This is a genomic window from Bacteroides sp. An279 (assembly GCF_002159615.1).
Lineage (GTDB): Bacteria > Bacteroidota > Bacteroidia > Bacteroidales > Bacteroidaceae > Phocaeicola > Phocaeicola intestinalis.
Window position 1 is genome coordinate 1 of the sequence record NZ_NFJA01000101.1, and the last position, 12658, is coordinate 12658.

Sequence of the window (12658 nt, forward strand, 5' to 3'; positions counted from 1 at the left end):
CCTGCAACAACGGATACACATTATTGCACTTGCTCTTCATGCCGAACAAGGTGGATTCATTCATTCTTAACCATTTGATAACGTCCAGTATGGAATACATCGCTTTATGCGCGTCACTTTTTCTAAAAAATGCGCTGATTTCTGAAAGAAAGTCTGTAACTTTGTGCAAGGGCATAGGGCTGAGTAATGTTTTGATTTGCAACTATAAAATTACTCATTTTCTGCGATATGCGGAAATCCCTGTGCCTCTTTTATATCCCAAGAAGAAGGTTATCTATTAACTTGCGAAACTTGAATGACTTATTTTTCAGGTCAAAGATGAAAAACATGAAGTCTTCATGTACATACAGGTTTGACATTGATAATTCAAACTTGTTCTTTACCTCGCCAACACTGTATATGTTCCTTTTCTTTGTCCTCAATTCTTGGAGGCATTTATCCATCACCTCACTGTTCACATCGATATGGGCCGTATATTCCCGCTTGTCATCATAGTTATAAGTGAAGACCGAAGTTTCGTTCCTCTGGATGACAATGCTGTATGTATTCATGTTCTTGTCAATGACAAAAAGATTCGAGTTCTCAACGGCATCCTTCGCTGTCGAAACTTTCAGCTGATTGTTATAAGTCTGCAATGTAAAGGACATCTCGTTACCTTGTGTCCCGTATATAATGTCCGACGGGAAGAAAAATTCGGCAACGTGCATATCACTGACATCTGCCTGATAGTCGTTATGAACCCATTTACCGTTATCCTCATAGATATTCGGGGACGGATCGGCAAGACCGTTTGCTATATATTTCACATGATAGGTATAGACACTTCCGTCAATACATACGACGGTTACGTTTGTCTCTTTTTCAAAGTCTTCACTCTGTGCGCATAATCTGACAACGTGAGGGGCTTCTTCTACCCTTTCCGCCGAAATAAGCTCTTTCTCTCCTACCTCAATGTCTGATACCTGTACCTGGAATACCAGATGTTTCACAAAATCAAATGAAATGTAGATATTCTTGGCTTTGATGCTTTCCTGTTCGGGACTCTGTGCCTTTATACCGAATGTGGTCACACATAGAACTATAAAAAAATATATCCTTCTCATAACTTTCAATTATAAAATGCGGTGAATACTGTTATCGCCCATAATAAAACAATGCAGGCTAAAAATGAGACCAGTAGTGGCTTTATTTCCGTAAACCTCTTCCCCCCTTTTCTTGACAGATAAATTCTGTAACCGAAAAAAAGGGCTGCTATAACAATTAGATAATTCAATATATTCAAAATCATAGCTTGTCAATTAATGTTTCCAAAGGATGTGGCTGATTGTCATTGCTGTTCTTTTCAAGCTCTGCATATAGCCTCTGCAATTCTTCCTGAACGGCCTTGCGTTTCAGTTTTGATTCTTTTGTCTCTTCCTGTATATACATCTGATAATTGCTCTTCAGGTGGACCTTGACTTGCGAAAGCTTCATGTTCAATATCTGTTTCGCTATCTGAGTCGTTGCATTTACGGCACTGGTTATCTCACTTGTCATAGTCCCTATGGAGGCAAGAGGCATGTCAATATTCTGGACAAGTCCCTGCTGCATCCTTTTAGCCGCCTGTGCCTTCATGTTGTTAGGCAAGTTCAAGCCCTCCATAGCGTCATTGTCAAAGATGACGAAGGAGACAGGACTGATGGTGTTCCCAACTTTCAGGTTGTTAACCACCACTTCCAGCCGGTTGGCTCCTAATGTCGCCACACCGTAAAATAGAGTGTTGGCAGGTATCTTCATGCCACAGACAACGGCATCTTCCAGCATACGCATTCTTACCGTACTTCCGGTGACGACTGTCTGGTCACCATGGATGCAGGCCTTGAATAAGGTGTTGCTGCTTGGCATACTTGCCTGTTGTCTCCTTGCTCTTTTACCATTCTCAGCTATATAGATTGGTTGATTGTTCACAAGGCTGTCTATTGCACTGCCCGGTTGGAGCTTAAGGGGATTTTCCGCTTTTCCCTTTCCCTGATCATCACCTATAATCCTTTTATAAATCTTTTGTCTATAGGCATTGCTCCTCTCCAGTTCCTTGCGGATTTCTGCGTTTTTCCTTGCTTCTCTGATTATCTCTTTCAGTTCTTCTTCATCTTCAATGCTGGCAAGCTGTTTTTCCAACTGCTCCGAAAGATGACTGTCACTGCTGCCATACTCACCCATCACATCCGAATACGGGTCTCTTTTCATTTTCCTTATTTTTTCCAGCGTTGCTTGGTCATATTTCTCATTCCTGTTCTGAAGGTCGAAATAGAAATCTGAACCTCTTACCTGTGATTCATCCATGATTTTCTGTTTCTCCCTTTCTTCTCTTTCATCCTGCTTATAGGCTTCAACTTTATTGAGAGCCTTGTCCTTTGCTTCTGAATCAGGTTCCAGCAACACATTCTGATTCTCTTTCTCGTTTTCAACAGCTTCCTTAGAAGATGCGTCATGGACAAAGAATACATAGAGGAATAAGCCTCCTAATACGATAGGTACAATCATCAGAAGCTTGTTCTTGTCTTTCAAAAAATTGTTAGTTTTCATGTTCATCCGAATTTTCTGGTTGGTTATTATATTCTTCCTGGTTGTCTTCAATAGGTGCTGAATAATGCACTATCCAATCCTCTATCTTTGCCCCGTGGGCATTTTCCTCACTTCTTGATACATCATAGATGGAGAATTCTGCTTCCACTTTTCTTGAAACCTTGCCTCTGGCTCTATATCCCGTCTGCGTGAAAAGGATTTTTCCGGTTACCGGAATAGTTCCCATATCAATGGTTATCTCGTCAATAGACACCCCGTATCTGATGTTTTTCTGAACAAGGGAATTGAGCATATTCACATCATTGTATTCGTTCAAAAGCTCTTTCCCTTTGTTCCCTATAAGGTTCAGGGCACTTGCGATATTTCCCTCATAGGTGTTCTCGTCGAATGCATACCATTTGCCTACAAAGGTCTTGACATGGTTTATGTATTCAAACCTTCTCATATTTGATGCAGGCATACCGCTTGCCTTATATACTTCTCCATTTTTGTCAATGACCAATGCCTGGCTATAAGCTTTCTCCAGCTTTATGGTCTGATAGATGATGCATGTGATAAAAGCTATCGTAAGAATGACACAGTAGCCTATTGACAGTCTTATAGTCATTTTTACAGCATTGTCTACTCCTTTAAATTTCATCAAGTCCATATCGGTTATTTTTTATCATCGATTATACTTCCTCCAATTGATGCCGCGGCACCTACGTTTGTTGCCTTGGCTGCTGCACCGGCACCGCCAAGCAAGGCGATTGTGGCTGCCGTTGTAGCTATTGACATGACCTTAGAGATAATCTTCCCGGCATCGCTGTGTCCGACAATCTTTGACGAAAGCCAGAAGCAGCTGCAATAAGCACCGATAAGAGCCAGATCCATGCCAAGATATTGTAACTGTTGTGTTGCCATGTCAACCAAGTCGGCCGGTGATTCGCATAGTGCCTTTAAAGTTTGCCACATAATCTGATTGAGTATGTTTATCACAGTGAATACCATACACGAAGAACAAAGTGTACCGAACCATACGGAGAGTTGCTTCTGGAATACAGGCAGCATGCTGAATGCAAAGACAAACGGCCCGAGTATGACCAAAATCTTTACAATGACAACGCCTAACCCTAAAATGATGATTTGTATAACCCCGACAATTAATGCCGCCGCAGCATGTATCACAAGTGCAACAAGGTTTGCAGGATTGAGGATAGTGACAATTTTCTCTATACTGGCTCTCAGACCTGTTGTCTCATCCTCTTCCGCTTTCTTGTCAAGCTCATGCTGCATGGCGCCAGTTGTGTCCTCCCCGGCTGCGACCTCCGCTTCAAGTGAATTGGTCTCATATTCTGCAATCATTTCACCCTGGTCATTGCTTGCCTTAGCCATAAACTGGGCAAATTCATTGGCTCTCTCAGAGGATAGCGATGTGGCTTCATTGATCACTTCCATTGTGCCGACAATGGTCTGTGCGATTGGCTTATACATTGTCAGGCAGAAAAACAGTACAAGACAGCGTCCTATTTCCATCATGTCCGGGAACCTGTCTTCATTTGAAGTCAACAACTGACTGGCTCCGTGGTACAGATAGTTATAAGCCAGATTGCAAATAAAACAGATGACTGCAACTCCGAATGCGATAACTGTCATCTTGGATACTAACTCCATTGTGAGTCCGTCTGTAATCTGGAGTCCCCACAAAAAATTGTCTTGGTTCATAGGCTTAGTTGGTATATCTTGTATAGGCTGAAAGGCGACCTTGATAATAGGTTTTTCGGTTGTGTCCTTTCATTGATTTATAAATGACAGTGCTTCTCACTGCTTCGTTAAACTCCCTCATTTCATCAGCAGCCTTTTCCACAGATTCCTTTACCTGTTCGATAAAGGAGATTCTTCCCTCCGAGTTCATCGAGAAATAGCTGGTAACCGTTGCCACCTTCATCAGAAGGTCGGTACTGACACTGAGGTTGACCGTTACTCTTTGGAAGTTAAGGAACTTCAAACAGTGGTAATTGGAACCTACGTTCATGTAAAAGCTGTAATCTTGGCTCAGGCAGGCAACGTCATCCAACAGGTCTGCAAGCTCCTTCAATGATTTCAGCTCCTTCATTTTGTCGATGTTCTGCAAACCTTCCCTCAGTTTCTGGGCTGCTTCCATCTCCTTAATCTGTTCAATCCATTTCTTTACGTTGGTGTACCACTCGGTAGAATTAAGTAAGGTATGTCCGGGATCATGCACTACCCACTGGGCATCCGCTTTCCCTGTGCTGACAAACAGCATGGCTGTCGTGACGATGAGCATTCCTAATATCCTCTTCATAAGCTTAGATGATAAATGTGATAGTAAATATTACACATACAACCCATGCTATCAGGTATGTACGTGCATTTTGCTTTTTTGTGGACAAAGCCCATACTACAAAGATCAGGGCAATGCCTAATAATGCACCCGCTATACTAGGGGCTGCACTGTTCATGCTTGTGTTCATGTCAGTGCTGTAGTTTAACAACTCCGTTAATCCTGCTGTCGCGTCATCCATATTGCTTTCTCCTTTCTTCCAGATATAAGTTTATGGCCGTATAGGTCGAGCCTGTTTCTTTGAATAATTGCTTAATCCTGACTACGGTTGATTGTTTTGAGTCAAATGCTACCGCTGCAAAATCTGAGACCTCATTCCGGAAGATGAATGCATCATTGGACATCTTGATGAAGAACTCCCTCCAGCGGTCTGTCCTTTGCAATGACTCTATCATATAGATTTCTTCGTCATTGATGGACAAGACAGACTGGATTTCCGGCAGGTTCTGGCGGTGCTCCGAGTGATCCAGGATTATCTTTGTAGCACAGTTGATGATAATTGAATCCTTTATTCCTGAAGGCATGTTCTTCAGGAAAAGGATATTCTGTGCTGCCAGAGTGATGCTTCCCTCTTTCTTTCTGAATGTACGGTACAGATAGGCGATGAAATCTCCGAACTTTTCATCCTGAAGGAAATCAAGGGCTTCATCGATAATCAGCTCCTTCATCATTCCCTGCCGTTTCTTTATCTTGTCGACAATCATCTGAAGGGTGATGATGGCCACAAGAGGGAAATATTCCTTTTTCGATGCATCTTCCATATCAAATGCTATGAGCTTGTCATGAACGATGTCCACGTTCTCTTTTGCGTTGAGAAGGAAACTGAGTTCACCGTCTGTATATGGCTCCAGCAGAAGAATAAGCTCCTCTATTTCGAACTTTTGTTTCTCAAAATCGCTCATCCTGTTCCTGAAAACTTCCTGAAGGTATTTCCTGTATGCTTTCATGTCCGGGAATATCCTCTCGTTGCTCTGGCCTACTGATGAGTTGTTCACGTGATCATAGAACCCAATTATGGATTTCCTGAGAATGGCCGTCTCAGCCGGCATCATCTGTTCCCTTGCCTTCCAGATGTAGCTTATTATGGCTACAATAGTCTTTATCTGGTCATCCGCTGATTCTGCATCCGATGTGTCGATATACAGATATTTCCCGTTCTTGTCACGGTCACATAGGAACGGATTGAACGCAAACTTCTTCTGCTCCGTAGAATCGAAATATTTACCTCCGTTCAAGGCTATCATTGAACGGTATGACCCACCAATGTCTATGATCATGATGTCCCTCCCCAGTTCATAGCTTTGCAGAATGTAGTTGTTCAGCCAGAAGGATTTTCCGGAACCGGACGGTCCGATAACGATCCTGTTCTTGTTGTTCAAGGTCGGATAGTCCCATAGGTTTATCTTTACAGGTGTGCCGAAACGGTCATTGTATATGTGTCCTTTCATGTCTGACATATACATGCCTTCTTTCTGCAAATAACAGATAGCCTGCTTGGTCGTATTGATGAAACCTCTGTAATTGGCTCTGGCGTTACCCGGTATGTTTGTAAAGAACAGATTGCACAGTTCCGCATTCTCTGTATAACAACCGCTTTGGTTCATAAACGAGAAACCTTGCTGTACAAGGGCTATCTTACGCATCAAGGATGTCTTGTCCGTATCATTGATAACGACATTGAACGATGTGTATGCGGTCTGATAATCAAATTTCGTAATCTCTTCACAGAACAACCCTTGCTCCTTCTGCTTCTCTGCTGCAGGGGGATAGAAGTTCGTGATGTAGTTCAAGGCGTCTTTCTCTGCCCCTATTGCGGTTACTGTCGCATCAGGATCAGTGATTTCGATTACCACGTTTACGATATGGTTAAACGGCAATCCAAGGCCTACGGGATAAATCATGGAACATTTGCTCTTGATACTGTCAGGTATCTCAATGTTCCCCCCGTATGAACGCGCCTTACCGGTGTGCGGAACGGAAAGTTCATGCAGGTGCTCGCCTTCAATGGTCAGTGAAAGCATAGATACGTATTGCTGACCGATTTTCATTTCGCCGTTCCGGGTGATGGCCATCGGATTTACAACCTTTTCCGTAGCATCTTCTACCGGTGTGTCATAAGACAGATTGATGTAATCGTAAACAGCGTTGTTCAATTCCTTGCTGTTCATCTTCCTGATTTCGAATTGCTGGATAGATGCCAGACCATTCTCGAAATTAAGGAGTGAGGCTTCCATATCGGTCATTCGTCTTTCATAATCCCTGTATGGCTGCTTAAACGGGTAATGTAATCTTCGTAGCAGTGATGTGTTGGTCGCACTCTTTCTTATCTTGCCGTTCTTTTTCCCGTTTGTAAATGTCAAATACAGGTTTGTATAACTGTTCAGTATTTCCTTACCGTCGAAATGCCGGTTGTTCTCGGCTATCAGGGCATTGTTTGAGTATTCCTGATTGTTGTACTCTCCTGTGTAATAGAATATCTGCTGATGTATGACAGTTCCTGCCGGAAGCATCTTTAAAAGAGCTTCAAGTCTCTCATGGATATAGTCTGCTTCTTTTTCCGAAAGTGTGAACACTTCAGGAAGAAGCATCCTGTACCCTACTGTGATGTCACCGTTCCCATTGATGATCGCATTCTGGGTGATGGTCTGTATTGGCAATATGTCTGCCAGATCAGTGGCCTTGTCTGTTACTTGCACTTCCTCATTCCGCATATACAGGATTGCTATGAGAAGAGCTAACATGCAAATGACAACGCTTGTCAGGATGATAAGTGTGACCATTGGCTTTTCAGTTTAGAATGAATTTGAAAATCTTGTTTTTATCTACTATTTTTCGGGGTGTTGCACTCCGTACACTCAACCCTGTGAGAAAATCCGGGTTCCCGGCCTTGTGCTCCTTTTTTAAGGTATTGAACAGTAGTCCGGAAAGGAATACTATTCCGCTGAGTAAGAGCGTAATGACCAGTGGGTGCAGTTGCTTGAATATGCATACGATGATCGTGATGGCCACTATTAGCATGAATATTCCGAACTGTCCGGATGACAAACCGAAGAATTTAATCGGCTTGTTGATTTTTCTCATGGTTCTCATGACTCAGATAATCAGGAAGGCAACCATAATCACTACAACAGCAATGATCCATCCTAAAAGGTATTCCTTGGCGTGCGGGTTATTGGTTGCAAGGGAGTAAATAACGAATACCAGCGCAATACCCAAAACGGCAGCAAGTATGTATTTTGCCACATCCAGAATCGTGTCCGCTCCTTCCTTGGCGGTGTCTGTCACTTCCGAAAGACTGCTTATCTTAAGGCCGCTTTGTGCTTCAATCTCAATCGGGGCAGCAACCATGAACAGAAACATAAGCCCTAATGCCCATTTGCTTACACTGTTGTTTACCTTCTCAAATCTCTTTTTTAATTGCTTCAGTACTTCCATAATTCTTCAATTTTAAAGTTTATACATGTATTGTTTTGATCATATTCCATTGCACATTTTCAAATTTTATGAACTTATCCATTTCTGTATCATCCGTTTTCCCTTTTGTCTCCTCCGGTTTTTTCCCACTGTAGTAGTAGGTCCTGCCGTCAAGGAACATGTCCGCTATCTCCTTTGCCAGGTCATCTTCCTCAGTATTCTCAACCTGGAAGATTACCCTGATAACCGGTGCATTCTCCTGTATTTTCTCTCTTTTGTCACTTGCTGCTCCTGGTATTTGATCTTTATTCTCGTTTCGGCTTTCTTTCATGCCTTTCCTTTTAGTCGCAAAATGATAGATACCAAGTGAGAAGACAATGAGTATAATAACATCTGCTATGCTCATACCAAAGACCATATTAATAACCAGACAACCAATGCTACTATATAGGTGATAATAGCCTCCTTTGTTTTTTCATGATTGGTTATCAGCTTTTTAAGTACAGATAAACCTGCACAAACAAAGCCAATGCCAACCAGCATTGCACCTACTTCACGGTACAACGATATCAGACCGGATACATCTGTACTGGCTTGCAATAAGACAAAAAGTAACATGGCTCTTATTTATAAAGAAGAATCTTCAATCCCGCATTCCATACCGTGTTCCATTCCTTTATAGACAACGGGCTCCACATCTCTTTTATTCCGACGATGATTGCGAGTTTTGGCAATATGAAAAATTCCACTTCAGTCCCGATTTCCGGACCTACGATAAACTGATATTCTTCTGATGGATGTTTGGTGTATTCTGTTCCCAGAAAACAACCAATACCTATATTCCAGTAAATTGATTTAAGATTGCTGACTATTGTGCGGTTATAACTGCCATTTATAAACCAGTTCCGTGCTGTCTCTTCCCGCTCCCGGCTCTGCATGGCAGTCATTTTCCCTAGGGATTGGCTCGCGTCTGTATTGACCGAATACTCGAAACTATTTTCAAAATAATTCAATCCTGCTTTCCAGTAGGATGTCCTGTCAATGTATTTAGAGAATGATATATTTGCTGCCTTATCGGCTTTCCCGAATATGTTGGTGCCATAACTTCCTTCTAAAGCTGAAATCCTCTTATAGTGTCTCTGTGCTTTGACCATACTGTCTCCCGCGAATAGGAGGAGAATCAGTATTACGATTTTCATGTTGCTGTACATAGTGCTTTCTGTTTTTAAAGTTAATATTATCTAGTTTCTTATTTTTATGTTTTATCATATTCTAATTTAGTAATTGTATCGAATTTCGTCCAATCTGTTACAAAAATTGTTTGATTTTGTCCAAACATATAGATAATATGCGTAACTGCAAATAAAATGATTTTTTAATTTCAGCGGTATGTCGTTTTATTAATTTAGTTTCATTTTTTCCTATGATGTAAAACATATAATGGCTAGACAATAAAAAAAGGCAGGATACCGGTTGTGTAAAAGTATCCTGCCCTTTCCATGGGGTTATCTGAAGATCTTTTTTCTAGCTTTGCTGAGAGCCTGAGGGGTTATTCCGATGTATCTCGCTATCTCTTTTAACGGCACATGCTTAAAAAGCCATTTTTCTTTATTTAGTACCTTTTCATACCTTTGGTGTGCGGTCATACAATGTATTCCTTCCTCTCTTTCTATTTTGTGCATGAGAGACTTTTCAAGGTGGAAAATAGTGAGCTTACAGAAATTGAAGGATTCAGCGAACATTTCAAAAGCTCTGTGCTTTTTCATTCGCCATACCTTACAGTCTGTATTCGCTTTTATGCTGTAACAGGCTTTGTGTTCTGGATTGTGCAGGAAAAAAGGATTTATGAATGCCCTGTCATCCATAAACCTTGCATTTATAAACCCACCTTTGGAATCCGGAAAGCAGATGTTCAGGATTCCTTTTTCCAGGTAATAGAAATGTTCCACCAGTTCATCTTTAGTAATCAGATAATGTCCTTTCTTCAAATGAAAAGATTCGAAATTCTTTTCAAAATACTCTTTTTCCTCCTGTGTGAAACAGATGTGTTCTTGAAGCCCCATCTTCTTGATGGTCTCATCAATAAGTCTAGTTATTTGTGTCGGTGCCATAAATTTATGTAATGGCACGGTTCCGCCTTGCCAAACGAGGGAGTGGTGTGGCCCTTATAAAGCACTGCTTCCCCGCGCCGCATTATCCGGTACGGGTTCGCAGCTGCTTTATAGTTTAACTTCTGACACCACTCTTCCGTTTGGCAGCTGTATGTATGTAAAAAAACGGACTCCCATTTTTCATGGAAATCCGTTGCAAATTTATGAAAAGTTATTCATTAATACTTTATCTAGGCCTAATATCTGCCATATTTATAGTATAATTTTCTTTAGGCGGCATTTTCATAACATTAATATAAATGTTTCTGTATATCTCAGTCTTCAGTTCTTTGTCGGCATCGCTGTATGCCCATTCTGTAAATTCCTCATTAAAGTTACCGCTGCCGAATACGAAGCAATCTTTATATTTATAGGTCTCATATACTTGCACACCCTTTTTCTTTAAGAAGGCATCTTTTAGCCCTTCATAATATTGGGAGGTTATTATAGCCTTTGCTTTTTCATCGAAGTATTTGAGCGTTTCTTCGGAAAATCTGAATTTGATACTATATGCCCATTTCTCATTTTCCCTTTTAACAAATTCGTATTCGAACCTCGTTTGTGTCAGATTCTTGTTAATTGCGTTTAGTGTTGTAACCACCTTTTTCTTGCGGTCATGGTTATTAGCGATGTTAATGTCAAAATGCCTGGCTAATTCATCTACGGTCATAGTGAACTCGGGCTCCTGACCGGCTTGAATCTTGTGCTTGATAAGAAAAATCATTTTTGATAAATTCAGATAGAATTTCCTGTAAGACCTTTTGTTTGGCAGATTCCTATAATCCTTCAGGTCTATCAGGTTATATCCGGTAAACATCAGATTCTTCAGCTCTTTGCTCAGGTTGACCTTATACATTCGTTTGGTCTTTTTCTTTGTCCCAAAATTGTCCTTAATGTCGAAGCTTTCCAAGATAGGGATAAATTTGTATCTTGTGGCTCCATTGACATTATAGGCTACACTGAGTGTATTCTTCCCTAAACTGAATAAGGCGGATTCAAAAAAAGTCTCTATGGGGTGCTCTATCTGTTCACCCGCATATTCGGTCTTATAGACTGGTTTAATTGCGCCAAATGTTTTCGCTTTTTGTTCTTCGGTCAATTTACGCTGGAGCTTTGTCCTCTCATACCCCATTACAGTGCAGAAGTCTTCCATTGAAAACCAAGTTTCACCAAACAAGTCCTTCATTTGTGTATTGGCGGCAAAAATTATAATATCATGCATGATTGTTCCTCCTGATTCAATCAGCAGATCAAGATTATCACCATTGTAGGGCTCGCTAAGTGTGCGTGGTACCCTGCTTAATTCTTTATATTGTTCAGATTCAGCCATCATTTTCGCCATTTGTTCGCAAATATAGCGATTTTCTATTCATTTAGTGTATAAATAATACACTAAATAGCTAATAGATAACTATATTCTATCTCCAGATGTGTAAAGGTGTCCCACTTGCTTTTTCTGTAAGCCAATATAAATCGCATCCCAAATGGCTGGTGCAAAAATAAACATTGTATTTTTCCTGTTTGGATTAATTTCTTTCCTTCATTAGTTGTGCAAAAACGTCCCGACACCTTTTTTTTTACCTTTGCAGATGTGCAGAAGCATCCCGTTTACTCCGATTAGATGTGTAAAACCATCCCGTTTACTTCAATTAGATGTGTAAAAGTGTCCCGTTTGATCTTCGCAGATGTGTAAAAGTGTCCCGTTTGATCTTCGCAGATGTGTAAAAGTGTCCCAGATTATCCCTCAGATGTGTAAAAGTGTCCTTTCTCTCTTTTTTCAAAATCCCCTCAAGCTCCCTCTGAAAGCAGCTTGCGGGGATTTCCTGATTTTACCAGATGTGTAAAACCATCCCACATTTTCCTAATATCCTAAAAACCTAATAAAAACAAATGCTTCGACTGATGGATACATACTTTCGGAAAAATATTATCTGAGAGAACCTTTGTGTTTTTTACTTTATTAACAGTTGGGGTTTTACAGGAAAAATAAGCTATTCCTGCAGATGTGTAAAAGTGTCCCACTTGCCTTCGCTGGCAGTGCCAGTTGTGAAGAATTGTCCGGTTGTTATGTTAGTATATTCAAGTTTCGCAAGTTCAACTTGCAGCTTTTAATCTATAAATGTCGCAAATATGTTTCATATCTTCCTCCCTGTTGATGATAGCCTGATAGATATCTTCGTCAGTC

General features: G+C 41.0%; 11 protein-coding genes and 1 pseudogene. All 12 read right to left on the reverse strand.

Going from position 1 to position 12658, the window contains the following annotated elements:
* Positions 1-175, reverse strand: a pseudogene (locus tag B5F78_RS16910) (IS4-like element ISUnCu6 family transposase); the annotation flags it as partial.
* A gap of 76 nt (positions 176-251) precedes the next feature.
* Positions 252-1070 carry a DUF4138 domain-containing protein gene (locus B5F78_RS14105; protein WP_241148269.1) on the reverse strand — a complete coding sequence of 273 codons (819 nt, stop codon included), beginning with the start codon at positions 1068-1070 and terminating at the stop codon, positions 252-254.
* Positions 1071-1284: 214 nt separating this feature from the next.
* Complete coding sequence (gene traM, locus B5F78_RS14115; protein WP_087407027.1) at positions 1285-2565, reverse strand: conjugative transposon protein TraM; 1281 nt, start codon at positions 2563-2565, stop codon at positions 1285-1287.
* A complete protein-coding gene (locus B5F78_RS14120) occupies positions 2555-3214 on the reverse strand; it encodes a hypothetical protein (RefSeq protein ID WP_087249888.1) in 660 nt (219 codons plus the stop codon). Before B5F78_RS14120 ends, traM begins: the two co-directional genes overlap by 11 nt.
* 5 nt (positions 3215-3219) lie before the next feature.
* The gene (locus B5F78_RS14125) at positions 3220-4269 is read right to left on the reverse strand and encodes a hypothetical protein (protein ID WP_087407025.1); all 1050 of its coding nucleotides are present in this window, start codon (positions 4267-4269) and stop codon (positions 3220-3222) included.
* Positions 4270-4273: 4 nt separating this feature from the next.
* Positions 4274-4870: a hypothetical protein gene (locus B5F78_RS14130; protein ID WP_087249886.1), complete on the reverse strand. Its 597-nt coding sequence runs from the start codon at positions 4868-4870 to the stop codon at positions 4274-4276.
* A gap of 212 nt (positions 4871-5082) precedes the next feature.
* Positions 5083-7689, reverse strand: a complete 2607-nt coding sequence (locus tag B5F78_RS14140; protein ID WP_087407026.1) for a TraG family conjugative transposon ATPase — start codon at positions 7687-7689, stop codon at positions 5083-5085.
* 313 nt (positions 7690-8002) lie between these two features.
* On the reverse strand, positions 8003-8344 hold the full coding sequence (locus B5F78_RS14150) for a hypothetical protein (protein WP_239466101.1): 342 nt from the start codon (positions 8342-8344) through the stop codon (positions 8003-8005).
* Positions 8345-8363: 19 nt separating this feature from the next.
* Positions 8364-8729: a hypothetical protein gene (locus B5F78_RS14155; RefSeq protein WP_087209033.1), complete on the reverse strand. Its 366-nt coding sequence runs from the start codon at positions 8727-8729 to the stop codon at positions 8364-8366.
* 217 nt (positions 8730-8946) lie between these two features.
* The gene (locus tag B5F78_RS14165) at positions 8947-9534 is read right to left on the reverse strand and encodes a hypothetical protein (protein ID WP_087209039.1); all 588 of its coding nucleotides are present in this window, start codon (positions 9532-9534) and stop codon (positions 8947-8949) included.
* 294 nt (positions 9535-9828) lie between these two features.
* Positions 9829-10434, reverse strand: a complete 606-nt coding sequence (locus B5F78_RS14170) for a Crp/Fnr family transcriptional regulator (RefSeq protein ID WP_087209042.1) — start codon at positions 10432-10434, stop codon at positions 9829-9831.
* Positions 10435-10660: 226 nt separating this feature from the next.
* On the reverse strand, positions 10661-11815 hold the full coding sequence (locus B5F78_RS14175) for a hypothetical protein (RefSeq protein WP_241148271.1): 1155 nt from the start codon (positions 11813-11815) through the stop codon (positions 10661-10663).
* Positions 11816-12658: the final 843 nt, after the last annotated feature.